We start from the raw sequence: 25,476 nt of genomic DNA on the forward strand, positions 1-25,476 counted from the left end.
AAGAAAAGGTGTCGGCGGGTTGTTTCTGGATCACCGCCCAAGGCCATCAAGGCCAAGGACGGTGAAGATTTCAAAAACCCGGTTTCCAGTGGACCGTAAGGCTGCTCCGCTTAAGTGAACAGCATTACCGCAATGGCGGGGCTTCATGGTATCGATCCGGATCAGCTGCCTTTGACTGGCTTGCCGTTGACCGTGCCATCCAGGAGCATGATGTTGTATTCCTTGCCGTCGGTTTCGACTTGTTGCAGGCGGACCAGCAGGTAGTCCCAATCCTTGGCGAACCACATCACGGTGATGCGTTTGTTCTGTGTCGGATCGCGTACACGTTCAACCTTGATCGCATCGATCTTGCCGGCCTTGGTGTCGACCTTTTCGGCGCCCAGCACGCGGAAGTCATAGGTGTCGACTTCACCGCCGTCGACCACTTGATAACTCATGCTTTTTTTGCCGGCGGCGACGTCGTGCTGCAGGGCCAGTTGATAGCTGGATTTGTCGAGCATGCCACGGTTGAGTGGAACCTTGACCGCGTCGCCGCGATCGGTGCCGGTGACCATCTTGGTGTTCCAGTCGAAATCCAGATCCGCTTTCTTGGCCTTGCCCAGGCCGCCACGTTCGAAGTGGTACGACTCTGGAAGAAGCGTGTCCTTGTCCATGGTCAGGGTGCTTTCCTCGGACAGGCTGGCGATCATCATCGATGCCTTGAAACTCAGTTTCCATTTGCCGTCGCTGGTTTTTTCGAGGTTGCGCTCGGCAGTGCCACTCATGGGCAGCTGTTTCCAGTCGGCGGTGTAGCTGGCGGAGAAAGGTTGAAGGTCTGCCGCCTGGGCGAAGGGCAAGGCGAGCAGAGCGCAAGCGAAGAGCAGGGCGCGACGCATAAAATCTCCTAGTTTCGAATCAAGTGGCCGCTGGCCGCGAGTAACTGTCCATCCAGTAAAGCACCTTGCTCGCCGAGGGCCAGACGGCCTTCGGCAAACCAGCGTACGGCCATCGGGTAGATCAGGTGTTCCTGAACATGGACCCGTTGCGCCAGACTCTGCGGCGAATCCTGTAACTCTACCGGTATTACAGCCTGTACGACCAGTGGTCCGCCATCGAGTTCCTCGGTGACGAAGTGCACGGAGCAGCCGTGCTCGGTGTCGCCGGCCTCCAGCGCGCGCTCATGAGTGTGTAACCCTTTGTATTTGGGTAGCAGCGAGGGATGGATATTGAGCAGGCGACCCTGATAGTGGCGTACGAAACCGGCGCTGAGAATGCGCATGAATCCGGCCAGTACCACGAGTTTGGGGTTGAAGGCGTCGATCAGTTCGATCAGCGCGGCGTCGAAGGCCTCGCGACCTTCGAAAGCCTTGTGATCCAGGGCGCGGGTGTCGATACCCGCGTCACTGGCGCGCTGCAGGCCGTAGGCGTCGGCGCGATTGGAGATCACCGCAGCGATGCGGACCGGGCTGTCGCCGGTCCGCGTGCTGTCGATCAGGGCCTGCAAGTTACTGCCGGTGCCGGACAACAGCACCACCACATCACAGGTCTGAGACATCAATGAGCCTTGAGGTTCTTCAGTTCAACCTGAGCCGCGCCTTCGGCAGCGGTGGAGATCTGGCCGATGACCCAAGGCTGCTCGCCCGCTTCGCGCAGAACGTTCAGGGCAGTTTCAACGTGCTCCTGAGCCACGCAGATGACCATGCCCACGCCGCAGTTCAGCACGCGGTGCATTTCGTTCTCGTCAACGTTGCCTTTCTCTTGCAGCCAGTCGAACACAGCAGGGCGGTTCCAGCTTGCCACGTCAACCACGGCTTGCGCGCCTTTTGGCAGCACGCGCGGGATGTTGTCCAGCAGGCCGCCACCGGTGATGTGGGCCATGGCTTTGACGGCACCGGTTTCCTTGATCAGCTTGAGCAGCGGCTTCACGTAGATGCGGGTCGGGGCCATCAGCAGGTCGGTCAGCGGCTTGCCGTCGAGCTGGATGTTTTCGATGTCGGCGCCGGACACTTCGATGATCTTGCGGATCAGCGAGTAGCCGTTGGAGTGCGGGCCGGAAGAAGGCAGGGCGAGCAGGGCATCGCCGGCAGCGACCTTGGAGCCGTCGATGATTTCGGATTTTTCCACGACGCCGACGCAGAAACCGGCCAGGTCGTAGTCTTCGCCTTCGTACATGCCCGGCATTTCAGCGGTTTCGCCGCCAACCAGCGAGCAACCCGACAGTTCGCAGCCAGCACCGATGCCGGTCACAACCTGGGCAGCGGTGTCGACGTTCAGTTTGCCGGTGGCGTAGTAGTCGAGGAAGAACAGCGGCTCGGCGCCGCACACCACCAGGTCGTTGACGCACATGGCAACCAGGTCGATTCCGATGCTGTCGTGTTTGTTCAGGTTCAGTGCCAGGCGCAGCTTGGTGCCGACGCCGTCGGTACCGGAAACCAGCACAGGCTGCTTGTAGCCGGCCGGGATTTCGCAGAGGGCGCCGAAACCGCCCAGGCCGCCCATGACTTCCGGGCGCGCAGTGCGCTTGGCGACGCTCTTGATGCGTTCGACCAATGCTTCACCGGCGTCGATGTCTACACCGGCGTCCTTGTAGCTCAGGGAGGGTTGCTTGCTCATGATCCAGGCCTTTAGGGGGGGATTTCTGGGTAACGACCGAGTCCATCGGGACCGCCGAAACAGGCGAAGGCGAGGGCCATGCGCGAATTTCAGGGGGCCCGGCTGTTGCCGGTCTGCGAAGGCGCGCGATTTTATCAGGCTTGAGCCGCAGCGGCCATCCTCAGGCCGACAGCAGGGCCATATCCGGTCAAAAAAAACCGTTGATGCACGGTGTCGGTGGCATCCTGCATGGCTGTATAAGGTATCGCGATTAACCGTCTATCGTTATGACAGTGCGAAAACTTACCCGGAGCGTGTGAATGTTTTGCGTCGGGCAACGGTCACAGTCTTGCTCGATCGTCTTCATGCGGTCTGTTCCAGCCGCTCTTGTCGTCAGGAATCTTCCATGCGTTTTTGTAAACTCTTGCTTGTGAGTTGTTTGTCAGTGGTCAGCCTGGTCAGTCAAGCCGAAACCGTCAAAGGCCTTTACCTGGTGCGCGAGCCGGTGAATGGCCAGTCGCCCGAGGAGCGCGACCAGGCGACTCAGCGTGCACTGGATACACTGGTGTTGCGCCTGACCGGCGACCCCAAGGCCGCTCAAAGTCCGGGGTTGGCGGCAATTCGTAAAGACCCGCAACAGATCATCAGCCAATACGGTTTTGAGGCCGGGCCGCCGGAAGTCCTGAAAGTCGATTTCGACCCGGGCACCACCGAGCAGGCCTTGCGCCGCGCCGGCCTGGCCATGTGGGGTGCCAACCGGCCGTCGATCCTCGGCTGGTGGTTGAATGATTCCACCGAGGGTTCAAGCCTGGTGGGTGACGGCCAGGCCAGCGCAGCGCCGTTGCGTCGGGCTGCCCAGCACCGGGGCTTGCCATTGCGCTTGCCGTTGGCGGATTTGAATGAGCAGATCGTCGCGACCGCGCCGAATCTGGAGGGCGCGGACCCCGCGCCTTTGCAGGCGGCATCGGAGCGCTATAACGCCGACGCCCTGCTCGCCGTTCACGCCAGGGAGGAGGGTGGGCAGTGGCAAGCCAAGTGGCAATTGTGGCTGGGGGATAAAAAAGAGGCCGGCAACGTGCAAGGCGCCGATCAGGCCACCGTGGCCGATGCGGTGATGCTGGCGGTCAACGAGCGCCTGGCGCCACGGTTTGTCGCCAAACCCGGTGCTTCGAGCGAGCAATTGCTGGAAGTGCAAGGCATGAATCTTGAGCACTACGCGTCGCTCGGGCGTTTGCTGGAGCCGTTTGGCGGGCGCGTGCAAAGTGTCGAGGGCGACCGGATTCTCTATCGGGTCAATGGCAGCGTCGATCAACTGCGTGCGCAACTGTCGCTGGCGAGGCTGCAGGAGGCGCCGGCGAGTCAGGTCCCGCCCCCGGTAGCGCCCGTTCAGCCAGCCACCGGCGGCGCGGTGCCAGTCGCCGCGCCGGCCCCGATCCCGCAACTGCGTTTTCGCTGGTAGTTTTTCTTTCTTTATATAGAAGCAATGGAGTGGTTCATGGCCGATTCGCGGCGTTGGTTCTGGCTCGGTGGGGTGGTCCTGCTGTGTGTGTTTGTCTGGTTGTTGCATCCGATCCTGACGCCGTTCCTGGTGGCGCTGCTGTTGGCCTACCTGTTCGACCCGCTGGTGGATCGGCTGGAGAAGGCAGGCCTGTCCCGAACCTGGGGTGTCGTGGCGGTGTTTACCCTGTTTACATTGATCTTCACCGCGCTGCTGTTGGTCTTGGTGCCGTTGCTCGCCAGGCAATTGTTTCGTTTGTATGAACTGGCTCCACAGATGCTCGACTGGCTGCAGCACACGGCGTTGCCCTGGGCGCAATCGAAGTTCGGCCTGTCAGACGGTTTCTGGAAGTTCGACCAGCTCAAGGCCGCCATCAGCGAGCATATGAGTCAGACCACTGATGTTGTCGGCGTGGTGCTGAGTCATGCCACAGCCTCTGGGCTGGCGTTGATCGGCTGGCTGGCGAACCTGGTGTTGATTCCGGTGGTGAGTTTCTACCTGTTGCGGGACTGGGACCTGATGATGGCCAGGATCCGCGGCCTGCTGCCCCGTGAGCGTGAAGCGCGCGCGGTGTCGTTGGCGGGTGAATGCCATGAAGTGCTCGGCGCGTTCGTGCGCGGGCAGTTGCTGGTGATGGTGGCCTTGGGCGTGATCTACGCGGCAGGCCTGATGCTGGTCGGGTTGGAGCTGGGCCTGCTGATTGGCCTGATTGCCGGCCTGGCGGCGATCGTGCCGTACATGGGGTTTATCATCGGCATTGGCGCGGCGCTGCTTGCTGGGCTGTTCCAGTTCGGCGGTGATCTTTATCCGATGCTCGGCATTGTCGCGGTATTCATGGTCGGTCAGGCGCTGGAGGGTATGGTGTTGACCCCTTGGCTGGTCGGTGACCGGATTGGCCTGCACCCGGTGGCGGTGATTTTCTCGATCCTGGCCGGTGGTGAGCTGTTTGGCTTTACCGGTGTGCTGCTGGCATTGCCGGTCGCGGCGGTGATCATGGTGTTGGTGCGCCATGTACATGATTTGTATAAGGTTTCTGAAATCTACGGGGGAGTCGACGAGCCGCGGGTGTAAGGGGCGTCGATAGCTATTGGCAGGCTGCCCGGGTTCGTGCCGGATCAGCCTGTCGGCGTCGCCCGCCTGTCACATGCACCGCCAAAGAATCTGCCACAAAACCGGTGCATTAACGCAAACCTTTGATTTTGCTTGTGGTCTGTCGCATTGTGCGGTCCGCTTCACGGGTATAAACTTCGCAAACTTTACACAGAGGCCACTAACGGTTCCTTTGGAACTGTTCAGTCAGCATGAAACCGATTCAGCTGCCCCTAGGTGTGCGTCTGCGTGACGACGCCACCTTTATCAACTACTACCCAGGCGCCAATGCCGCTGCACTCGGCTATGTCGAGCGGCTGTGCGAAGCCGACGCCGGCTGGACCGAAAGCCTGATCTATCTTTGGGGCAAGGACGGGGTAGGGCGTACGCACCTGTTGCAGGCCGCCTGCCTGCGCTTCGAGCAAATGGGCGAGCCGGCGGTGTACCTGCCGTTGGCCGAACTGCTCGATCGCGGTATCGAAATCCTCGACAACCTCGAACAGTACGAACTGGTCTGTCTGGATGATTTGCAGGTGGTTGCCGGGCGGGCGGACTGGGAAGAGGCGCTGTTCCATCTGTTCAATCGCTTGCGTGACAGTGGCCGACGCTTGCTGATTGCCGCATCGACATCCCCGCGTGAGTTGCCGGTGAAGCTGGCGGATCTCAAATCCCGGCTGACCCTGGCCTTGATCTTCCAGATGCGCCCGCTGTCCGATGAGGACAAACTGCGTGCCCTGCAATTACGCGCATCCCGTCGCGGCCTGCATCTGACCGATGAAGTCGGGCATTTCATTCTGACTCGCGGTACCCGCAGCATGAGTGCGTTGTTCGAGCTGTTGGAACGCCTCGATCAGGCTTCCCTCCAGGCCCAGCGCAAGCTGACCATCCCGTTTCTGAAAGAAACCCTCGGCTGGTAAGCCCGCTGAAACCGGGGCTTTTAGCCGGTTCGGCAAATTTCAGGCGCCAGCAATCCCGCTTTCCTGCAAGGTTGCAGGCCGCGTGTATGTTTAAAATGGGCTTAAGCGCTTAGATGTAAACGGGAAACGGATAAGTCACAAAAAGATCGATTGAATTTGCAAATGAGGATGATAGCGGGCATAGTCTCGGCTTCTTTACAACTTTCAGCCACGGTCGTGCCCATGCTAAATCGCTTCGCACCCCTCGTGCCTCTCGCACTCGTCACCCTGTTGTTCGGTTGCGCTGCCCACACTCCAGTGGCCCAGCAAGCTCCGCAACAGCAGGTTCAACACTCGGCCACTGCCCAGTCTTCCGCTCTCTTCCAGGAAGAGCTGGCCACCGAAAAAGAACTCGCAGACTTCGCTGGCGGCAAGTCCTACCAGCTTCCGGTCCTGGCCGACAGCATCCTCGAACGTGGCATGTCCCTGATTGGTACCCGTTACCGTTTCGGCGGTACTTCTGAAGCCGGCTTCGATTGCAGTGGTTTCATCGGTTACCTGTTCCGCGAAGAAGCGGGCATGAACCTGCCACGCTCCACCCGCGAAATGATCAACGTGGACGCTCCGCTGGTCTCGCGCAGCAAACTTGAGCCGGGCGACCTGCTGTTCTTCGCTACCAACGGTCGTCGTGGTCGCGTCAGTCACGCCGGGATCTACCTGGGCGACAACCAGTTCATCCACTCCAGCAGCCGCCGCAGCGGCGGTGTGCGCATCGATAGCCTGGGCGACAGCTACTGGAGCAAGACTTTCATCGAAGCCAAGCGCGCCCTGGCAATGGCACCTAACGCGTCGCCAATCGTCACTGCACGTAAATAAGCGGACATTTTGTAAGGCGAACTTAAAGTCTTACTTGAAGTTTGTCGTGTAGCCGCTAGAATCTTGATCTACAAATGATGGCAAACCGCCTGCGTCCAACGCAGGCGGTTTTCTTTTCTGCGCTCCCCGCAGAAAAAGCCGCAGCCAGATCAGGATGTTCTGCTTATGACGACGTCGGCCCGCCTCGCAATCATGTTCTTCGCAGCGCTGCTCAGTGCCTGCGCCAGCCGCACACCGCCTCCTGCGCCGGTGATTCGCGCTCCCATCGTATTTGGTTCCTCGCAGGCTTTTTCGCCCGAAGCGGAAGACGTGCTGTTTCGCGCCCTCGGTCTGGTGGGCACGCCTTATCGCTGGGGTGGCAACACGCCGGATTCCGGGTTTGATTGCAGTGGCCTGATCGCTTACGTGTACCGCGATGTCGCCGGTATTGCCTTGCCGCGCACCACGCGTGAGATGATCTCCATGCAAGCGGCGAATGTAGGCAAGGAAGGCCTGCAGACCGGCGACCTGCTTTTCTTTGCCACCAATGGCGGTTCCCAGGTCAGTCATGCCGGCATCTATGTGGGAGAAGGGCGCTTCGTCCACGCGCCGGCCACCGGCGGCACCGTGAAGCTCGACAGCCTGTCCAAGGCGTATTGGCAAAAAGCTTACCTGAGCGCCAAGCGTGTTCTGCAGCCTGAGCATCTGGCGCGCAATCCGTAACCTTCGGAGCTGCTGGTCATGACTGCTCGCACGCTTAATCTCGACGACGACCTGTACCAATACCTGCTCGATGTTTCCCTGCGCGAAACGCCGCTGCTCAAGCGCTTGCGCGATGAGACCCAGGCGCTGCCGATGGCGCGCTGGCAGGTGGCGCCTGAGCAGGGGCAGTTTCTTGCCCTGCTGGTGAAACTGACGGGGGCCAGGCGCTTGCTCGAAGTCGGCACCTTTACCGGCTACAGCGCGCTGTGCATGGCGGCGGCGTTGCCCGCTGACGGTTCGCTGATTTGCTGTGACATCCCTGGCGACTACAACTCCATCGCGCGGCGCTACTGGCAAGAAGCGGGGCTGGCCGGGCGGATTGACCTGCGGCTGGCTCCGGCGCTGGAAACCCTTGCCGAACTTGAGCGACAAGGGCAGGGCGGGCAGTACGACCTGGTGTTCATCGATGCCGACAAGGCCAACTACCCGGCTTATCTGGAACACGCCCTGCAATTGCTGCGGGTCGGTGGGCTGGCGGTGTTCGATAACACCCTGTGGAGCGGGCGCGTGCTCGAGGCCAGCCCCGAGAGCGCGGACACCCGGGCGATTCAGGCGCTCAACCGGGCGTTGAAGGATGATGCGCGGGTGGATTTGTCCTTGTTGCCGATCGGGGATGGTTTGACTCTTTGCCGCAAACGCTGAGCCCCTGTAGGAGCGAGCTCGCGATGGCTGTGGGGCAGGCAACATCAAAGTTGAATGCGCCGGCCTCATCGCGAGCAGGCTCGCTCCTACAGGTGATGTAGTGCCGTTACCTGGCAGCCGACACCCGCCACACCTTGTTCCCCACGTCATCGGCCACCAACAGGTCACCCTGCCGGTCGATCACCACGCCCACCGGGCGGCCCATGGCCTGTTCCTTGTCGTTGAGAAAGCCTGTGAGCACTTCAACGGGCTTTCCGACCGGTTTGCCTGCGCTGAACGGCACGAAAATCACTTTGTAGCCACTGTGGGGGTTGCGGTTCCATGAGCCGTGCTGCCCGATGAATGCCCCTTGGGTGAAGGGTGGCGGCAACTTGCTGTTTTCGGCGAAGGTCAGGCCCAGTGATGCCGTGTGCGGTCCGACGGCGTAGTCCGGGGCGATAGCCTTGGCCACCAGGTCCGGGTTTTGCGGCTCGACGCGAATATCGACATGCTGGCCGTAGTAGCTGTACGGCCAGCCATAAAAAGCGCCGTCTTTCACTGAGGTGATGTAGTCCGGTACCAGGTCACTGCCGATTTCATCCCGTTCGTTGACCGCGGTCCACAGCGCGCCACTGTGCGGTTCCCAGGCCATGCCGTTGGGATTGCGCAGGCCGGAGGCGAAGATCCGCTGCTGGCCGGTGGCACGATCCACTTCCCAGATCGCCGCGCGACCTTCTTCCTTGTCCATGCCGTTTTCGCCGACGTTGCTGTTGGAACCCACGGTGACGTACAGCTTGCTGCCATCCTTGCTGGCGATGACGTTTTTCGTCCAGTGATGGTTCAGCGGCCCACCTGGCAGGTCGACCACCTTGACCGGCGGGGACTTGATCTGCGTATCGCCACTTTCATAGTGAAAACGCAGCAGGCGATCGGTGTCGGCCACATACAGGTCATTGCCGACCAGGGTCATGCCGAAGGGCGAGTTGAGGTTTTGCACAAACACCGTGCGGGTTTCCGCAACGCCATCGTGGTCCTTGTCGCGCAGCAAGGTGATGCGGTTGGCGCTGGGCACCCTGGCCCCGGCACGGCCCATGACTTTCTTCATCACCCAGCCGCGAATGCCTTTGCCGTCTTCGGGTTTGGGCGGTGCATTGGTTTCCGCCACCAGCACATCGCCATTGGGCAGCACATAAAGCCAGCGGGGGTGATCCAGGTCTTCGGCAAAAGCGGCTACTTGAGTGCCTGTGGTGGCGACGGGTTTCGCACCCTGCGGCCAGCCGATGGCCGGGGCGATGTTCACGGTCGGCACCAGTGTCTTGTTGGGTTCTGGTAGTCGGGGTGACGGGCCGGTGCCGTCGGAGACTTGCAGGCGGGAGGTCTCGCCACAAGCGGCGAGCCCTGTGCCAAGCGCGATAACGAGGACGAGCGGGGGCGTGCGCATGCTGGTCTTCCCTATGAATGCCTTGTTCTAATCATAGAGAAGCGTTGTCGTGCGATGGTTCAACCCTCAGCCGCGGGCTTCCTTGAACAGCACCGCGATGCCGGGGTGATAGTTGCCCGCTTCGTTGCGCAACTTGCGGTAGGCATAAGGGAAATACCAGGCGACAGCGCAGGTGTGTTCCTTTTGCAGGTCGTCGACCATGTCCTGGAGTTCTTCCGGTGTGGCGCCTTGCTGGGCTTTTTGCGGGGCGACGAACAGGCAGCCGAGTTTCAGGTCGCTGGCGTGGCTCAGGCGCTTCGCATCGCTGGCGATATCGAGCAGGGCCTGGGACAGGTTGAGGCTGTTGACCCGTGGCCAGCGCTGGCTGGTCTGGATGTAGGCGCGGGTTTCGGGGGAGGCCAGGAGCAGGTCGGCGCGGCTGTTGCGCTCGCCTTCTTCGGTCTGCTTGCGAGTGGGGGTCTGTTGCAGCGTGACCATCTCGGCCATCCAGGCGGCGGCAGACAGCAGTCCGAGATTGGCCTTTTCGTCGTGCCAGTACGGTGTGTCGCCATCGCCGCGGACGGCGTTGTAACGGTCGATGCATTCGAACCAGTGCTCGAGCACCGGACGCAGGAATTCCAGCTTTGGATTGCTGATGATCATGCCTTGCATGGGCTCACCCTTGTTATTGTGTTGTGAGATTGTGGCTCTTTGATATCACTGCTGAGAGCGTGGCACAAGATTGACGTCAGTTTATTGATTGATGGCAGTTATTCGGTCGATGGCCTCCCGGCTTTAATTGACGCTCCACCCCCAACCCTCTAACCTTCGCGGCTTGTTTCAGGTGCTCTGTGGCTTGGGTCGACAGAGTGAAACAGGGAAGCCGGTGAGTGAGTCCTTCTGTTGGTCGAAGGCCCGCAATTCCGGCGCTGCCCCCGCAACGGTAAATGAGTGAAAACTGTGTGTGATGCCACTGTGTCGATTTGATGCGGGAAGGCGCACAGTCTGGCCCCGCGCCACTCATGAGCCCGGAGACCGGCCTGATTCATCCAGCGGCATCACGGTGGGCGATGCCAGGCTTTTTGCCTTCTATTGTTGTGCCTGCCCGCCGTTATTCCTGCCTCAACGGAGAGCTCCCCCATGACTGATACCCCCGATCGTGACGAACGCCACCTGGCGCGCATGCAGCGCAAAAAAGCCGTGATCGACGAGCGCATCGCCAATTCCCCGAACGAGTGTGGCCTGCTGCTGGTGCTGACCGGCAACGGTAAGGGCAAGAGCAGCTCGGCTTTCGGCATGCTCGCCCGCGCCATGGGGCACGGCATGCAATGCGGCGTGGTGCAGTTCATCAAGGGCCGCAACAGCACGGGTGAAGAGTTGTTCTTCCGGCGCTTTCCCGAGCAGGTGCGTTTTCATGTGATGGGCGAAGGCTTTACCTGGGAAACCCAGGACCGCCAGCGCGACATCGCCGCCGCCGAAGCCGCCTGGGCGGTGTCGCAGCAACTGCTGCGCGATCCGTCCATCGGTCTGGTGGTGCTCGATGAGCTGAACATCGCCCTCAAGCACGGCTACCTCGATCTCGATCAGGTGCTCAGCGACTTGCAGGCCCGACCGCCGATGCAACACGTGGTGGTCACCGGTCGTGCCGCCAAGCCGGAAATGATCGAAATGGCTGACACCGTCACCGAAATGGGCGTGATCAAGCACGCCTTTCAAGCCGGGATCAAAGCGCAGAAAGGCGTCGAATTGTGAGTCAGCCTCGGCACTGTCCAGCGGTACTGATTGCCGCGCCGGCCTCTGGCCAGGGCAAGACCACCGTCACCGCGGCGCTGGCCCGATTGCATCGCAATCAGGGGCGCAAGGTCCGTGTGTTCAAGTGCGGCCCCGACTTTCTCGATCCGATGATCCTCGAGCGCGCCAGTGGTGCGCCGGTGTATCAACTGGACATGTGGATGGTCGGCGAGCAGGAGAGTCGCCGCTTGCTGTGGGAAGCCGCCGCTGAAGCCGACCTGATCCTGATCGAGGGCGTCATGGGGCTGTTCGACGGGACGCCGTCGAGCGCCGACCTGGCGCGGCATTTCGGTGTTCCGGTGCTGGGTGTGATCGATGGCACCGCCATGGCCCAGACCTTCGGCGCGTTGGCCCTGGGGCTGGCGCGTTATCAGCCGGATTTGCCGTTCGCCGGCGTGCTGGCCAATCGTGTCGGCACGCTGCGCCACGCGCAACTGCTTGAAGGCAGCCTGACTGAAGGTTTGCGCTGGTACGGCGCGCTGTCCCGGGAAACCGGGATCGAATTGCCGAGCCGGCACCTGGGGCTGGTGCAGGCCAGCGAGTTGAACGATCTCGACCTGCGCCTCGATGCGGCCGCCGATGCCCTGGCCAGCAGTTGCGAGGTTGCGCTGCCGCCGACAGTCGAGTTCGCCGCCCCTGATGTCATCGCGGTCGAACCGCTGCTGGCCGGTGTGCGCATTGCCGTCGCCCGGGATGAAGCCTTTGCGTTCACTTACGGTGCAAGCCTGGATCTGCTGCGGGCGATGGGCGCCGAGTTGTCCTTCTTCTCGCCGATCCGCGACTGTGCGTTGCCGGAGGCGGACAGTCTGTATCTGCCGGGTGGTTACCCGGAACTGCACCATGTTGCGCTGGCGCAAAACACCGCGATGCTCGACGCGATCCGCGCCCACCACAGGGCGGGCAAACCCTTGCTCGCCGAGTGTGGCGGCATGCTGTATCTGCTCGACTCACTGACCGATGTCGAGGGTACTCGCGCCGAACTGGTTGGCTTGCTGACCGGTGATGCGGTCATGCAAAAGCGTCTGGCGGCGTTGGCGTTGCAAGCGGTGGAATTGCCGGAAGGCTCGCTGCGCGGGCACACCTATCACCATTCGCTGACCACCACTGAACTGGCGCCGATTGCCCGTGGCTTGAGCCCTAACGGTGGGCGCGGAGCGGAGGCGGTCTACCGTGAGGGGCGGATGACCGCCTCTTATGTGCACTTTTATTTTCCGTCGAACCCCTCGGCGATTGCCGCGCTGTTTGCGCCGGACCTTGAGGCCGTCATCGCTTCCGTAATGGATCACCTGACTCCTGTGGGAGCGAGCCTGCTCGCTAAGCGGCCATGAGCGACAACGCATTCTCTGAAGCCGAACGCACAGCGGTCTATCGCGCCATCGCCGAACGCCGCGACATGCGCCACTTCAGCGGCGGCACCGTCGAGCCCGAGTTGCTCCGGCGCCTGCTCGAAGCGGCGCATCAGGCCCCCAGTGTCGGCCTGATGCAGCCCTGGCGCTTCATCCGCATCAGCGATCGCGCCTTGCGCGGGCAAATCCAGGCCCTGGTGGAAGAAGAACGCATCCGCACCGCCGAAGCCCTCGGCGAGCGCAGCGATGAGTTCATGAAGCTCAAGGTCGAAGGCATCAACGATTGCGCCGAGGTTCTGGTCGCCGCACTGATGGACGACCGCGAGCAGCATATCTTCGGTCGCCGCACGCTGCCGGAAATGGACATGGCTTCGCTGTCCTGTGCCATCCAGAACCTTTGGTTGGCGTCCCGCGCCGAAGGGCTGGGCATGGGCTGGGTGTCGCTGTTCGAACCCCAGGCACTGGCGGACTTGTTGAGGTTGCCGTCGGGAGCCAAACCGCTGGCGGTGCTGTGCCTCGGGCCAGTCAAAGAGTTCTACCCGGCGCCGATGCTGGTGCTCGAAGGCTGGGCACAGGCGCGTGCGCTACATGAATTGCTGTATGAAAATTATTGGGGAGTGAGTCAATGAGTGTGGCGTTGTTGAGTGTCGCCGCGGTTGCGCTGGATGCGCTGCTGGGTGAACCCAAACGCTGGCATCCGCTGGTGGCGTTCGGCCGATTTGCCGAGCGCATCGAGCAACGTTTCAACGGCGGCGGTCGCGGCTGGCGCAGTCATGGCGTCACCGCGTGGGTGATCGCCGTATTGCCGCTTACGCTGCTGGCCACGGCACTCTCCTGGGCGCCCTATGTCGGCTGGATCGTCGAGATTCTCGCGCTCTATTGCGCCCTCGGCATGCGCAGTCTCGGTGAGCACGTCACGCCTGTGGCCAAGGCCCTGCGCGGCGGAGATCTTGATGAAGCACGCAAACGCGTGAGCTATCTGGTCAGTCGCCAGACCAGCGAACTGGATGAAACCGAGATCGCCCGTGCCGCTACCGAGTCGGTACTGGAAAACGGCAGCGATGCAGTATTCGCGGCGTTGTTCTGGTTTGCCGTGGCCGGTGCGCCGGGCGTGGTGCTCTACCGCCTGAGCAATACGCTGGATGCGATGTGGGGTTATCGCAATGAGCGTTTCGAACGGTTCGGCTGGGCGGCGGCGAAAGTCGACGACGTGCTCAATTACATTCCCGCGCGCCTGGTGGCACTGACTTACGCGCTGCTGGGCAAAACCCGGTTGGCGTTGAAATGCTGGCGCACCCAGGGCCCGACCTGGGACAGCCCGAACGCCGGCCCGGTGATGGCGGCAGGGGCGGGTACCCTTGGTGTCGAATTGGGCGGGGCGGCGATTTATCACGGCGAATTGCATCAGCGTCCGCAGTTGGGCGAAGGCGTGCCGGCGGATGCCGACTCCATTGACCGGGGCTGGCAATTGGTCCAGCGCGGGGTATGGTTGTGGCTGCTGATTCTCTGTCTGGGGGCCGAATTTTATGCTTGAGCACGGTGGGCGATTGCGCAAGGCGGTGCTCGAATACGGCATAGAGGAAGCCGACTGGCTGGACCTGTCCACGGGCCTTGCGCCTTGGCCGTTCCCGGTGCCGGATATTCCGCTGCGGGCCTGGGCCCGTTTGCCGGAGACGGACGACGGCCTGGAGCAGGCCGCCTGTGATTACTACGGCACCTTGCAGGCATTGCCGGTCGCCGGCTCGCAAATGGCGATCCAGCTGCTGCCGCGATTGCGTCGGGCGGGCAAGGTCGGCGTGCTGTCACCCTGTTACGCCGAGCACGCCGAAGCGTGGCGTCGCAACGGCTACATCGTGCGTGAAGTGCTGGAGCAGGAAGTCGACTTCTTTATCGACAGTTTCGACGTGCTGGTGGTGGTCAATCCGAATAACCCCACAGGCCTTAGCCTCACCCCCAGTCGCCTGCTCGACTGGCACACACGGCTGGCCCAGCGCGGTGGCTGGCTGGTGGTGGACGAAGCGTTCATGGATAACACGCCGCCACTGAGCCTGGCGCCGTTTGCCCATCAAGTCGGGCTGATCGTCTTGCGTTCCTTCGGCAAGTTTTTCGGCCTGGCCGGTGTGCGCCTTGGGTTTGTGCTGGCAGAACGCAAGTTGCTCAAGTTGCTGGCTGAACAAGTGGGGCCCTGGGCCGTGAGCGGGGCAACCCGGGTCGTGGGCCAGGCCTGCCTGCGCGATACGCAAGGGCAGGCGCGGCAACGGCTGCGCACCGAAGAGGCCAGCGAGCGCCTTGCGTCGTTGCTGGAGCAACACGGCTTCGAGCCCCAAGGCGGTTGTGCGCTGTTCCAGTGGCTGATCACCGAGCGCGCCGAAGAACTGTATGAATTCATGGCTCGGCGCGGCATTCTCCTGCGGTTGTTCACGCACAACGGCAGCCTGCGATTCGGCTTGCCCGGTGACGAAATCGCCTGGGTACGACTGGCGCAGGCGTTCGACGATTTCGCCAAGGACAACCAATGACCACGCTGATGGTGCAGGGCACCACATCGGATGCCGGTAAAAGCACGCTGGTGACCGCGCTGTGCCGTTGGGCCACGCGCCAAGGCGTCAGGGTGGTGCCGTTCAAGCCGCAGAACATGGCCCTCAACAGTGCGGTGACGGCCGACGGTGGCGAGATCGGCCGCGCCCAGGCGGTACAGGCCCAGGCCGCGAACCTTGCACCGCACACCGACATGAACCCGGTGTTGCTCAAGCCCAACAGTGACACCGGTGCCCAGGTGATCATCCATGGCCGCGCCGTCACGACCATGAATGCCGTCGCCTATCACGACTACAAAACCATCGCCATGCAAGCGGTGCTGGCCTCCCACGAGCGCTTGAGCGCGGCGTATCCGCTGGTGATGGTCGAGGGCGCGGGCTCGCCGGCGGAAATCAATCTGCGGGCCGGCGACATCGCCAACATGGGCTTCGCCGAAGCGGTGGATTGCCCGGTGCTGCTGATCGCCGATATCAATCGCGGCGGGGTTTTCGCCCATCTGGTAGGCACTCTTGAATTGCTGTCGCCGAGCGAACAGGCGCGGGTCAAAGGCTTCGTCATCAATCGTTTTCGTGGCGATATCGCGTTGCTGCAACCCGGCCTCGACTGGCTCGAAGAGCGTACCGGCAAACCGGTGATCGGTGTGCTGCCGTACGTGATGGACCTGCACCTGGAGGCCGAGGACGGCATCGATCAACGCCAGACCGATAAAGTTGAGCAAGTGCTGAAAGTGGTGGTCCCGGTGCTGCCGCGCATCAGCAATCACACCGATTTCGATCCGCTGCGCCTGCATCCGCAAGTGGACCTGCAATTCATCGGCCCCGGCCAGGCGATTGCGCCTGCCGACCTGATCATTCTTCCTGGCTCGAAAAGTGTGCGCAGCGACCTCGCGTACCTGCGGGCCAACGGCTGGGACACCGCCATCGCCCGGCACCTGCGTTACGGCGGGAAACTGCTGGGGATTTGTGGCGGTCTGCAAATGCTCGGAGAGCAAGTGCATGACCCGCTGGGCCTTGAAGGGGCGCCGGGTTCCAGTGCCGGTTTGGGGCTGCTGGCGTTCCAGACTCTGCTCGAACAAGAGAAGCAGTTGCGCAATGTGCGCGGTCGTCTGGCGCTGGAAGACGCGCCGGTGGCGGGCTATGAAATTCATGCCGGCGTGACCACCGGCCCGGCCCTGGAAAGCGCCGCAGTGCATCTGGATGACGGTCGCTGTGAGGGTGCGCAAAGTGCTGACGGGCAGATTTTCGGCACCTACCTCCACGGGCTGTTCGAATCGGCGGCGGCGTGCAGTGCGCTGTTGCGATGGGCGGGGTTGCAGGAGGTGCAGGACGTGGATTATCACGGCTTGCGCGAGCGTGATATCGAGCGGTTGGCGGATCTGGTGGAGAAGCATCTGGATACCGGGCTGTTGCGGCAGCTCTGCGGGATTTGATGCGGTTTTAATACCGGTATCGCGAGCAGGCTCGCTCCTACAGTTGACTGCGTTTCCATGTGGGAGCGAGCCTGCTCGCGATGACTTAAGTTGCCTCACCGAAGATTTCAAGGAAACAACCATGCTCCAACTGATCCTCGGCGGCGCCCGCTCCGGCAAGAGTCGCCTGGCTGAAAAGCTCGCCATCGACAGCGCCCTGGCCGTGACCTACATCGCCACCAGCCAGCCACTGGACGGAGAAATGAGCGAGCGGGTGGCCCATCACCGTGCCCGTCGTCCTGCCGAATGGGCATTGATCGAAGAACCGGTGGAGCTGGCCCGGGTGCTGCGCGAATCCGCCCGTATCGACCGATGCCTGCTGGTGGATTGCCTGACCTTGTGGCTGACCAATCTGCTGATGCTCGACGATGCCCAGCGCTTGCAAGCCGAGCGTGATGCCTTGCTGGACTGCCTGGCGTCGCTGCCGGGTGAAATCATTTTTGTCAGCAACGAGACCGGAATGGGTGTCGTGCCGCTGGGCGAATTGACTCGCCGCTATGTCGATGAAGCCGGTTGGCTGCATCAAGCTCTGGCTGAGCGTTGTCAGCGTGTCGTCCTGACCGTCGCCGGCCTGCCCCTGACTCTGAAAGGAACTGCGTTATGACTCAATCCTGGTGGCTGAACCCGTGCAAGCCGGTCGATACCCAAGTGGTCGAACAGGCCCAGGCGCGGCAACAGCAACTGACCAAGCCGGCCGGCTCCCTTGGCCAGCTGGAATCGGTGGCGGTGCAACTGGCGGGTTTGCAGGGGCGGGTCAAGCCGAGTCTGGAGCAGGTGTGGATCGCGATTTTTGCCGGTGACCACGGCGTCGTCGCCGAGGGTGTGTCGGCGTTTCCCCAGGAAGTGACCGGGCAGATGCTGCTCAACTTCGTCAGCGGTGGTGCCGCGATCAGCGTATTGGCGCGGCAGCTGGGCGCTTCCCTTGAGGTGGTTGACCTTGGCACGGTCACGCCGTCGCTGAGCCTGCCGGGCGTGCTTCACCTGAACGTCGGCCCGGGCACGGCAAATTTTGTACAGGGACCGGCCATGACCGCGGCCCAGGGGCAACTCGCCCTGCAGGCCGGCCGTGACAGCGTGCAGCGGGCAATCGCCAGCGGTGTGCAGTTGTTTATCGGTGGCGAAATGGGCATCGGTAATACCACCGCCGCCAGCGCCCTGGCGTGCGCGCTGCTCGATTGCCCGGTGGTGCATTTGACCGGGCCTGGCACTGGGCTCAGCGCTGATGGTGTCAGCCACAAAGCCCAAGTGATCGAGCGCGCCCTGGCATTGCATGGCGCGCAGCGTGGCGATGCCTTGCAGACCCTGTTCAACCTCGGCGGTTTTGAGATCGCCGCGCTGGTCGGTGCCTATCTCGCGTGTGCCCAGGAAGGTGTCGCGGTGCTGGTGGACGGCTTCATTTGCAGTGTCGCGGCGCTGGTGGCGGTGCGTTTGAATCCAGATTGCCGTCAGTGGTTGTTGTTCGGTCATCGCGGCGCCGAGCCGGGGCATCGTCATGTGCTGGAAACCCTGAAGGCGCAACCCTTGCTCGATCTCGGCCTGCGGCTTGGCGAAGGCAGTGGCGCGGCAATGGCTGTGCCGCTGCTGCGCCTGGCGTGCGACCTGCACGGGCAGATGGCGACCTTCGCCGAAGCCGCTGTGGCAGATCGTCCGGCATGACTTTGCGCCTGGATCTGTTGCGTCACGGTGAAACCGAACTCGGCGGTGGCTTGCGTGGCAGCATCGATGATGCGTTGACCGACACGGGCTGGGCGCAGATGCGCGCCGCCGTGGTCGGGCAAGGGCCGTGGGATCGGCTGGTCAGTTCGCCGTTGCAGCGTTGTGCGCGATTTGCCGAGGAGCTGGGTGCGCAATCGGGTGTGCCGGTGCAACTGGATAAAGACCTGCAAGAGTTGCATTTCGGCACCTGGGAAGGGCAGAGCGCGGCGGCGTTGATGGAAACCGACGCGCAGGCTCTGGGTCTGTTCTGGGCCGATCCTTATTCGTTCACGCCGCCTCAGGGTGAGCCGGTTGCAGAGTTTTCGGCGCGGGTGCTGGCCGCGCTGGAGCGCTTGCACGCGACCTGTGCCGGTGAGCGCATTTTGCTGATCAGCCACGGTGGAGTGATGCGTCTGTTGCTGGCACAAGCCCGGGGGCTGCCGCGAGAGCAACTGCTCAACGTTGAGGTTGGGCATGGCGCACTGTTTTCGCTGACGCTGGAGTCTGCTGGCGTATTGAAGGAAGTGCTCTGACCATGCTGCCATTCTGGATCGCCCTGCAATTTCTCAGCAGCCTGCCGATTCGCCTGCCCGGCATGCCTGAGCCCCGGGAATTGGGGCGGTCGCTGCTGTTTTATCCGTTGGTGGGATTGCTCTTCGGCGTGATTCTGTGGGTAGTGAACTGGCTGCTGCTTGGAGCGCCGACGTTGCTGCACGCGGCGTTACTGTTGAGCGTGTGGGTACTGCTCAGCGGTGGGTTGCACCTGGATGGCCTGGCGGACAGTGCCGATGCCTGGCTCGGCGGTTTTGGCGACCGCGAGCGCACGCTGACCATCATGAAAGACCCGCGCAGCGGGCCGATCGCCGTGGTGACGCTGGTGCTGGTGTTGTTGCTCAAGTTCACCGCGCTGCTGGCGCTGATCGAACAGCCGCATTCGCTGGCATTGATCATCGTGCCGTTGATCGGTCGCAGTGCATTGCTCGGCTTGTTCCTGACCACGCCCTATGTGCGCGCCGGTGGCCTGGGCCAGGCATTGGCCGATCATCTTCCGCGTTCGGCGGGCAAGCAGGTGCTGGCGGTCAGCGCACTGGCCTGTGTGTTGATCGCCGGTTTGAGTGGTGTGGTGGCGCTGGTGTTAGCGGCGCTGGGGTTTGCCTGGTTGCGCCAGGTGATGCTGCGGCGGCTCGGTGGAACGACGGGCGATACGGCAGGGGCAATGCTGGAGTTGCTGGAAGTTGCAGTGCTGGTAGGCTTGGCGCTGTTTTAACTGTTATTCCGGTTCTGTAACTTGATTTAACCGACTCGCGGGTATATACACGCACCATGCTCGATTCCCAATGTTTATGCATCAACCTGCGCCGCGCCGCCCGTGGCGTCAGCAGGCACTACGACGGCGCTCTCGATGGCTTCGGGATCAACGTTGCGCAGTATTCTTTGCTGTGCAATCTGCAGCGTCTGGATCAGCCGAGCATCTCGACCCTGGCCGAGGCCATGGGCCTGGATCGCAGCACCCTGGGGCGCAATTTGCGGGTGCTGGAGGGTGATGGCCTGGTAACGCTGGTCGAGGGCGAGGACATGCGCAACCGCATCGTCCTGTTGACCGATGCCGGGGCAGAGCGCCTCAAGGCTGCCTTGCCGGCCTGGGAAGCCGCGCAGCAGCGCTTGATCGATCGCCTGGGTGCCGAGAAGCGCGAAACCTTGTTAAAGCTGCTGGATGAACTGGCATGATGCCGGTTTTTTCGATCATAAGCGGGTATATACCCGCTACCGGAGAACAACAATGACATCGATGTGGCGTACATGCGGCTGGGTTCTGTTGGGGAGTGCGCTGATCCTTGCGTTGTCGCTGGGCGTTCGCCATGGTTTCGGGCTGTTTCTGGCACCGATGAGCGCCGAGTTCGGCTGGGGCCGTGAAGTCTTTGCCTTCGCCATCGCTTTGCAGAACCTGATCTGGGGCCTCGCTCAGCCGTTCACCGGCGCCCTGGCCGACCGCTTCGGCGCGGCGAAAGTGGTGCTGATCGGTGGCGTCCTGTACGCGGCCGGGCTGATTTGCATGGGGCTCTCCGACTCGGCAATGACCCTGTCCCTGAGCGCCGGCCTGCTGATCGGCATCGGACTGTCCGGTACGTCGTTCTCGGTGATCCTGGGGGTGGTCGGCCGCGCGGTGCCGCCGGAAAAGCGCAGCATGGGCATGGGGATCGCCAGTGCGGCCGGTTCGTTCGGCCAGTTCGCGATGTTGCCCGGCACACTCGGTTTGATTGGTTGGCTTGGCTGGTCCGCGGCGTTGCTGGCGCTGGGCTTGCTGGTGGCGTTGATCGTGCCGCTGGTGAGCATGCTCAAGGACAAGCCGCTGCCCGTCCTGGGCCACGAACAGACCCTTGGCGAAGCGCTGCGCGAAGCCTGCTCGCATTCCGGATTCTGGCTGCTGGCGTTCGGCTTTTTTGTGTGCGGATTCCAGGTGGTGTTCATCGGCGTGCACTTGCCGGCCTATCTGGTGGATCAACACCTTCCGGCGACGGTCGGCACCACGGTGCTGGCGCTGATCGGCCTGTTCAACATCTTCGGCACCTATACCGCCGGATGGCTTGGCGGGCGCATGTCCAAGCCGCGTTTGCTCACCGGTCTGTACTTGCTGCGGGCAGTGGTCATTGCGTTGTTCCTGTGGGCGCCGGTGACGACTACCACGGCCTACCTGTTCGGTATGGCCATGGGCTTCCTGTGGCTGTCGACGGTGCCGTTGACCAACGGCACGGTGGCGACCTTGTTTGGTGTGCGAAACCTGTCCATGCTCGGTGGGATTGTTTTCCTGTTTCACCAGCTCGGTTCGTTTCTGGGTGGCTGGTTGGGCGGGGTGGTGTATGACCGAACCGGGAGTTATGACTTGATCTGGCAAGTGGCAATTCTCTTGAGCCTGTTGGCCGCTGCCCTCAACTGGCCGGTGCGTGAGCGGCCGGTTGAGCGTCTGCAATCACAAATGAGTGCGATATGAACAGTCTTTGGCCGCGGATTGCTGTAGCCGCTGTCTGCGCCTTATTGCTGGCGTTGTCGTGGTGGGGCTGGCATCAGGGCGGGTTAGCGCTGATGCAGTTGGGCATGGGTGCTTGCTAGTGAGCGGTGAGGGCGAGTAACGTCGCTTTTGACGAGTTATCAAGGATGCACCGACATGCTGATGCGCTGGATTGCAGTCCCCGCGTTGCTGGCGACGTTTACCGGGTCGGCCTACGCGGCCGAGTGCCCGGAACTGCTGCAGGGATCACTGCAAAAGCTGCGGGCAAAGGAATCCATCGACCTGTGCCAACGGTATGAAGGTAAGCCGCTGGTGGTGGTCAATACGGCGAGCTTCTGCGGTTTCGCCCCGCAGTTCAAAAGCCTTGAGGCGCTGAATCAGCGTTACAAAGGACAGGGGCTGGAAGTGCTGGGTGTTCCGTCCAATGACTTCAAGCAGGAGTCAAAGGATGGCGCCGAGACCGCCAAGGTCTGCTACGTCAACTATGGCGTGACCTTCACCATGACCGAGCCACAGCCGGTACGTGGCGCCGACGCAACCCATCTGTTCAAGGTGCTGGCCGAACAGAGCAGTGCGCCAAAATGGAATTTCTACAAATACGTGATCGATCGCAAGGGTAAGGTGATCGCCAACTTTTCCAGCCTGACCAAACCCGATGATCCCGAGTTCATTGCGGCGGTGGAGCAAGCCCTGGCTTCCGCCCCTTGATCGGTAGGTGTGGGTGTAGGTGTAGGAGCGAGCTTGCTCGCGAAAATCCAAAGGGCGCCGCGTTCATCCAGCAAGCTCCCGTCATCGTTGACGCCCATCGCGAGCATTCGAGCGTCGACCGGCTGCTCCTACAAAAGCCCCGCCTCTGTGAAGAGAGCGGGGCTTTTTTGATTCCGATGGCGAGTTGTTCAGGCTCGCCGGGAATCATCAGAAGCGGTAGGTCGCACCAAGGCCGAAACCGTTCGCGTAGTTTTCATACTTGGCGTTGTAGGTCTGGCCACGGTCGTTGCTGTTGTTGACCTTGACCGACTCTTCCCGCAGGTACGAATACGCCAGGTCGATGGTGAGGTTGTCGGTCGGGCTCCAGCCGGCGCCCACGCTGAACGCTTTGCGATCGCCCGTCGGGATGCGTGGGGATCGGTTAACGTTGTTGGTCGGTGCCTGGTCAACGGAAAGACCGGTACGCAGTACCCATTGCTTGTTCAACTGGTAGGACGCGCCGATGGCGTGAGCCCAGGTGTCGTGCCAGTTCTGTTCTTCAGTGATGGTGCCGAACTGGCCGTTCAGAGCAGCCGGAACACCTTTGTTTTCAACGGTGATTTCTTTCAGGCGGCTCCAGCGGGTCCAGGTGCTGCCTGCGTAAAGAGTCCACTTGTCGTCGAGCTGGTGAGTGACCGAGAAGTCCACCGATTCAGGCGTGGTCAGGTCCAGCGACGCGTCGTATTTCTGATTCGGGTTCTGGCCGATCAGGCCCAGTACGTTGTAGTTGACCTTGGTGCTGCCCTCGAGCTTGTACTTCACTTTCGAGTGGTAGGTCAGGCCGACGCGAGTGCTGTCGGTGGCTTGAACCAGCACGCCGATGTTGTAGCCCAGCGCGGTGTCGTCACCGGTGATCTTGACCTTGCCGTCCGGCGCGGCCTGGGTGATCGACAGGTTCGATTCCAGGGTGCCGTCAATGCGGTTGATGGTCGGGCCAAAACCGATGGAAACCTTGTCGTTGAAGGCGTAGCTGACAGTCGGTTGCAGGGTGACGATCTTGACTTCGCTCTTGCTGCCGAAGTAGCGACCGGCAAAGCCGTTTTCGTAGTCGGTTACCAGACCGAATGGTGCGTACACGCCCACACCGAAGGCCCACTGGTCATCGATTGGCTTGACGTAGTAACCCATAGGCACGGCGATCAACGGGACCATGTCGCCTTTATTGGTGCCGCCGTTCGGGCTGGAGCTGGCATGGCTGATGTCGGTATGTGCGTCGATCATTGCAAAACCGCCGGTGACTTGTTCGCGCTTGATGCGCGACATGCCGGCAGGGTTGCCAAAAACTGTACTTGCGTCGTCGGCAGAGGAAGATCGCCCGGCAAAACCCGTACCCATCCCGCTGATGCTTTGTTCGTTAACGGCAAAGCCACTTGCAAAGATCTGGGTGGATGCCATGGCAACGGCGAGACTGATGGTGGTTTTGAGCATTACTTTTTTCATTATTAGAACTCCTGGTGATCACCGGGGCGAAAATTACCAACATTTTCGTCTCGGCGCCATAGGCTGTATGCCTTGATTTAGAGCGGTTTTGTAGGACAATCCGACCAGATTCGCGGCATGTTGCGCGATCTTTGGATCCAGAGGTGTCAGCAGGCTACCTGATTCAGCGGTGAAACACAGGTCTGCCAGGCGCAAGTAAAATCACGCAGGCGTCCCTGGGGCTGAAATGTCTGGCGCCAGATTCTGGCCATGCCCAGCAAATCATCGGGGGCGGGGAGGGGGGTGTTCTGTTCTTCCACCAGCAGCCAGGCGATGGCCGTGGCGTAACGCAAGTTGACGGTCAATTCGAGGTGCGGTCCACTGAGAAACGCATGCTGGCTGGCCAGGCCGCGGACCAGGCTTGCACGCTCCGGATCAAGGGCCAGGTAGTGGTCCCAAAGGGCCTGGTGGCGGGGCTCGGCGATGCGGTACAGGCCGTGCCCACGGCGGTCATGCAGGGCGGAGCCAAGGGCGGACTGACTGGCGGCAATGCCCAGCAGCAGGGATTCGGCAGTAGCGCTATGACGTCCGAGGTAGATCAAGGTCGGACGAATCACATAACGGCACAGTTCGCTGGCAGCGATACCCATAAAACCCTCGAAACCTGAAATGGACGGCGATACCTGAAAGGGGCTTGGCAGCAGTGAATCGACTCAGGCTCGCCGCAAGCGGGTCAAGCCGCTTGAGTTGAAGTGTAGTGTCATATTCGCGCTGTAAAGGTCTGTTTTTAAAATATTTCCAGCGACCCGTTATAACCGTTATATCGGATCGTGCTTAGCCGTGATTCGAGGAAGGGGAAATATCGGGTAATAAAAAGCCCCGCTTTTCGGGCAGGGCTTTCGGGTTTTTCAGCCTTTCTGGCGTTTCAGGCAACCAGTGCCTGACGGGTACGCTCGATCACGGCCTGCAGCGGCTCGGCGCTGGAGTATTGATCGGGGTACAGGCGTTCGCTGTGACGAGCGATACCGTGTTCGTTGACCAGGGTGAAGCTGAAGCAGCCTTTGCGAGCGGCCATGATTAGGCAGTTCATTGGTGCAAAAGCATTGGTTAGGGTGCGAATGGCATCCTGAGTCTGGATTTGAGTAGACATTATTGGGTGTTCCTACAAATGACACGGATAAGAACCGTGCAACGTTAAAACGTTCCAGTAACGTCGATCACCATTGATCGAACGAAGAACCCGACTGGAACAAAGCAGCCAGTTTGAAGCGCTGACAAGTTGGCGCGCTTGGGCTGGCAGGTAGGTACTTAGGAGGGCAGGCAACACATCGAGGGCAAAGGTTCTGGGCCCGGGGTGAAGATCCTGATCAATTTGCAGGTTGGTTCGAGCAGAGTAGGCAGGCGGAGCAACACCCTTTGCTTTCGATTCAAGGGTTGTGTTGGCGCAAGATTTACCTGGAAACCATCGAGGTGGTCGATCCCGCTTGTTCGGTGGAGGCTTCCGTCGGGAAGGCTGACCGGGGGGATTTGTTCGACCAGAATTGACTTTCAGCTTGGTACTAACGCCGCGGATACTAACGGATTGAACCGGCCAAGGGAAGTGTGATAGCGAAAAGAATTTCCCGGCGGGTGCCTGATCGGGCTGTTTTGCCTTGTGGAGGCGCGGATAAAGCTGCACGGTCTGGGATTGATACGCCCTGTTTCGGGACAGAACCCGACCACCGGTCATCGACGTTTGTAGCAGTGCAGCCGT

28 protein-coding genes and 1 riboswitch are annotated in these 25,476 nt (G+C 61.4%); of the genes, 20 read left to right on the forward strand and 8 right to left on the reverse strand.

The annotated features are described in order from the left end of the window. Window positions 1-161: 161 nt before the first annotated feature. Genes BSF44_RS26020 through purM form a run of 3 tightly spaced genes read right to left on the reverse strand, consistent with a single transcriptional unit; the run spans window position 162 to window position 2,592 of the window. Window positions 162-875: a DUF3108 domain-containing protein gene (locus tag BSF44_RS26020; RefSeq protein WP_095945917.1), complete on the reverse strand. Its 714-nt coding sequence runs from the start codon at window positions 873-875 to the stop codon at window positions 162-164. Window positions 876-883: 8 nt separating this feature from the next. Beyond that, window positions 884-1,534, reverse strand: coding sequence for a phosphoribosylglycinamide formyltransferase (gene purN / locus BSF44_RS26025; protein WP_095945918.1), 651 nt, complete (start codon window positions 1,532-1,534; stop codon window positions 884-886). Beyond that, window positions 1,534-2,592, reverse strand: coding sequence for a phosphoribosylformylglycinamidine cyclo-ligase (purM, locus tag BSF44_RS26030; RefSeq protein ID WP_057716649.1), 1,059 nt, complete (start codon window positions 2,590-2,592; stop codon window positions 1,534-1,536). Before purM ends, purN begins: the two co-directional genes overlap by 1 nt. 385 nt (window positions 2,593-2,977) lie before the next feature. Here purM and BSF44_RS26035 point away from each other — a divergent pair, with 385 nt between their 5' ends. The 6 genes from BSF44_RS26035 (at window position 2,978) to BSF44_RS26060 (ending at window position 8,313) form a co-directional block, all read left to right on the forward strand. Beyond that, window positions 2,978-4,030, forward strand: a complete 1,053-nt coding sequence (locus tag BSF44_RS26035; protein ID WP_095945919.1) for a DUF2066 domain-containing protein — start codon at window positions 2,978-2,980, stop codon at window positions 4,028-4,030. A 36-nt stretch (window positions 4,031-4,066) separates the two neighbouring features. Then, window positions 4,067-5,140: an AI-2E family transporter gene (locus BSF44_RS26040; RefSeq protein ID WP_095945920.1), complete on the forward strand. Its 1,074-nt coding sequence runs from the start codon at window positions 4,067-4,069 to the stop codon at window positions 5,138-5,140. Between the two features lie 230 nt (window positions 5,141-5,370). Then, the gene (gene hda / locus BSF44_RS26045; protein WP_046037635.1) at window positions 5,371-6,075 is read left to right on the forward strand and encodes a DnaA regulatory inactivator Hda; all 705 of its coding nucleotides are present in this window, start codon (window positions 5,371-5,373) and stop codon (window positions 6,073-6,075) included. A gap of 222 nt (window positions 6,076-6,297) precedes the next feature. Then, window positions 6,298-6,930, forward strand: a complete 633-nt coding sequence (locus tag BSF44_RS26050; protein WP_056721709.1) for a C40 family peptidase — start codon at window positions 6,298-6,300, stop codon at window positions 6,928-6,930. 165 nt (window positions 6,931-7,095) lie between these two features. Next, window positions 7,096-7,632 (forward strand): C40 family peptidase, encoded by a 537-nt coding sequence (locus BSF44_RS26055; protein ID WP_095945921.1) that lies wholly within the window; start codon window positions 7,096-7,098, stop codon window positions 7,630-7,632. An 18-nt stretch (window positions 7,633-7,650) separates the two neighbouring features. Next, window positions 7,651-8,313, forward strand: coding sequence for an O-methyltransferase (locus tag BSF44_RS26060; RefSeq protein ID WP_095945922.1), 663 nt, complete (start codon window positions 7,651-7,653; stop codon window positions 8,311-8,313). Window positions 8,314-8,419: 106 nt separating this feature from the next. Here BSF44_RS26060 and BSF44_RS26065 read toward each other — a convergent pair whose 3' ends face one another. Both BSF44_RS26065 and BSF44_RS26070 read right to left on the reverse strand, forming a co-directional pair. Continuing rightward, entirely contained in the window at window positions 8,420-9,733 is a 1,314-nt protein-coding gene (locus tag BSF44_RS26065) for a sorbosone dehydrogenase family protein (protein WP_095945923.1), read from the reverse strand. 66 nt (window positions 9,734-9,799) lie between these two features. Beyond that, window positions 9,800-10,384, reverse strand: a complete 585-nt coding sequence (locus BSF44_RS26070) for a hypothetical protein (RefSeq protein WP_095945924.1) — start codon at window positions 10,382-10,384, stop codon at window positions 9,800-9,802. Window positions 10,385-10,537: 153 nt separating this feature from the next. Further along, a riboswitch (cobalamin riboswitch) is annotated at window positions 10,538-10,771 on the forward strand. A gap of 81 nt (window positions 10,772-10,852) precedes the next feature. Between BSF44_RS26070 and cobO the strand changes: the two genes are divergently transcribed. The 14 genes from cobO to BSF44_RS26135 all read left to right on the forward strand — a co-directional run bounded on the left by cobO (window position 10,853) and on the right by BSF44_RS26135 (window position 22,265). Then, window positions 10,853-11,464: a cob(I)yrinic acid a,c-diamide adenosyltransferase gene (cobO, locus tag BSF44_RS26075; RefSeq protein WP_057715808.1), complete on the forward strand. Its 612-nt coding sequence runs from the start codon at window positions 10,853-10,855 to the stop codon at window positions 11,462-11,464. Continuing rightward, window positions 11,461-12,831 carry a cobyrinate a,c-diamide synthase gene (locus BSF44_RS26080; protein ID WP_095945925.1) on the forward strand — a complete coding sequence of 457 codons (1,371 nt, stop codon included), beginning with the start codon at window positions 11,461-11,463 and terminating at the stop codon, window positions 12,829-12,831. The genes cobO and BSF44_RS26080 overlap by 4 nt, the downstream gene beginning before the upstream one ends. After that, complete coding sequence (gene bluB / locus BSF44_RS26085) at window positions 12,828-13,478, forward strand: 5,6-dimethylbenzimidazole synthase (RefSeq protein ID WP_095945926.1); 651 nt, start codon at window positions 12,828-12,830, stop codon at window positions 13,476-13,478. Before BSF44_RS26080 ends, bluB begins: the two co-directional genes overlap by 4 nt. Continuing rightward, on the forward strand, window positions 13,475-14,383 hold the full coding sequence (gene cbiB / locus BSF44_RS26090) for an adenosylcobinamide-phosphate synthase CbiB (protein ID WP_095945927.1): 909 nt from the start codon (window positions 13,475-13,477) through the stop codon (window positions 14,381-14,383). The genes bluB and cbiB overlap by 4 nt, the downstream gene beginning before the upstream one ends. Further along, on the forward strand, window positions 14,376-15,368 hold the full coding sequence (gene cobD / locus BSF44_RS26095) for a threonine-phosphate decarboxylase CobD (RefSeq protein ID WP_095945928.1): 993 nt from the start codon (window positions 14,376-14,378) through the stop codon (window positions 15,366-15,368). Before cbiB ends, cobD begins: the two co-directional genes overlap by 8 nt. Beyond that, window positions 15,365-16,816 (forward strand): cobyric acid synthase, encoded by a 1,452-nt coding sequence (locus tag BSF44_RS26100; RefSeq protein ID WP_095945929.1) that lies wholly within the window; start codon window positions 15,365-15,367, stop codon window positions 16,814-16,816. Before cobD ends, BSF44_RS26100 begins: the two co-directional genes overlap by 4 nt. 121 nt (window positions 16,817-16,937) lie before the next feature. After that, on the forward strand, window positions 16,938-17,459 hold the full coding sequence (cobU, locus tag BSF44_RS26105) for a bifunctional adenosylcobinamide kinase/adenosylcobinamide-phosphate guanylyltransferase (RefSeq protein ID WP_095945930.1): 522 nt from the start codon (window positions 16,938-16,940) through the stop codon (window positions 17,457-17,459). Continuing rightward, window positions 17,456-18,511, forward strand: a complete 1,056-nt coding sequence (gene cobT, locus BSF44_RS26110; protein WP_095945931.1) for a nicotinate-nucleotide--dimethylbenzimidazole phosphoribosyltransferase — start codon at window positions 17,456-17,458, stop codon at window positions 18,509-18,511. Before cobU ends, cobT begins: the two co-directional genes overlap by 4 nt. Next, window positions 18,508-19,083: an alpha-ribazole phosphatase family protein gene (gene cobC / locus BSF44_RS26115; protein WP_095945932.1), complete on the forward strand. Its 576-nt coding sequence runs from the start codon at window positions 18,508-18,510 to the stop codon at window positions 19,081-19,083. The genes cobT and cobC overlap by 4 nt, the downstream gene beginning before the upstream one ends. Window positions 19,084-19,085: 2 nt before the next feature. Next, window positions 19,086-19,817 (forward strand): adenosylcobinamide-GDP ribazoletransferase, encoded by a 732-nt coding sequence (locus BSF44_RS26120; protein WP_095945933.1) that lies wholly within the window; start codon window positions 19,086-19,088, stop codon window positions 19,815-19,817. Between the two features lie 56 nt (window positions 19,818-19,873). Continuing rightward, window positions 19,874-20,278, forward strand: a complete 405-nt coding sequence (locus BSF44_RS26125; RefSeq protein ID WP_095945934.1) for a MarR family winged helix-turn-helix transcriptional regulator — start codon at window positions 19,874-19,876, stop codon at window positions 20,276-20,278. Between the two features lie 52 nt (window positions 20,279-20,330). Further along, the gene (locus BSF44_RS26130) at window positions 20,331-21,539 is read left to right on the forward strand and encodes an MFS transporter (protein WP_046037618.1); all 1,209 of its coding nucleotides are present in this window, start codon (window positions 20,331-20,333) and stop codon (window positions 21,537-21,539) included. Continuing rightward, on the forward strand, window positions 21,536-21,658 hold the full coding sequence (locus BSF44_RS30860; RefSeq protein WP_007977581.1) for a hypothetical protein: 123 nt from the start codon (window positions 21,536-21,538) through the stop codon (window positions 21,656-21,658). Before BSF44_RS26130 ends, BSF44_RS30860 begins: the two co-directional genes overlap by 4 nt. Window positions 21,659-21,713: 55 nt before the next feature. Continuing rightward, window positions 21,714-22,265 (forward strand): glutathione peroxidase, encoded by a 552-nt coding sequence (locus tag BSF44_RS26135; RefSeq protein WP_095945935.1) that lies wholly within the window; start codon window positions 21,714-21,716, stop codon window positions 22,263-22,265. 207 nt (window positions 22,266-22,472) lie between these two features. Here BSF44_RS26135 and BSF44_RS26140 read toward each other — a convergent pair whose 3' ends face one another. From BSF44_RS26140 to BSF44_RS26150, 3 genes are all read right to left on the reverse strand, one after another. Beyond that, window positions 22,473-23,744: an OmpP1/FadL family transporter gene (locus tag BSF44_RS26140; RefSeq protein WP_095945936.1), complete on the reverse strand. Its 1,272-nt coding sequence runs from the start codon at window positions 23,742-23,744 to the stop codon at window positions 22,473-22,475. A 146-nt stretch (window positions 23,745-23,890) separates the two neighbouring features. Then, window positions 23,891-24,373 (reverse strand): hypothetical protein, encoded by a 483-nt coding sequence (locus tag BSF44_RS26145; RefSeq protein WP_007984504.1) that lies wholly within the window; start codon window positions 24,371-24,373, stop codon window positions 23,891-23,893. A gap of 275 nt (window positions 24,374-24,648) precedes the next feature. Continuing rightward, window positions 24,649-24,873 (reverse strand): hypothetical protein, encoded by a 225-nt coding sequence (locus BSF44_RS26150; protein ID WP_008051046.1) that lies wholly within the window; start codon window positions 24,871-24,873, stop codon window positions 24,649-24,651. Between the last annotated feature and the right edge of the window lie 603 nt (window positions 24,874-25,476).

The sequence above is a fragment of the Pseudomonas sp. ACN8 genome (assembly GCF_002303925.1).
GTDB lineage: Bacteria > Pseudomonadota > Gammaproteobacteria > Pseudomonadales > Pseudomonadaceae > Aquipseudomonas.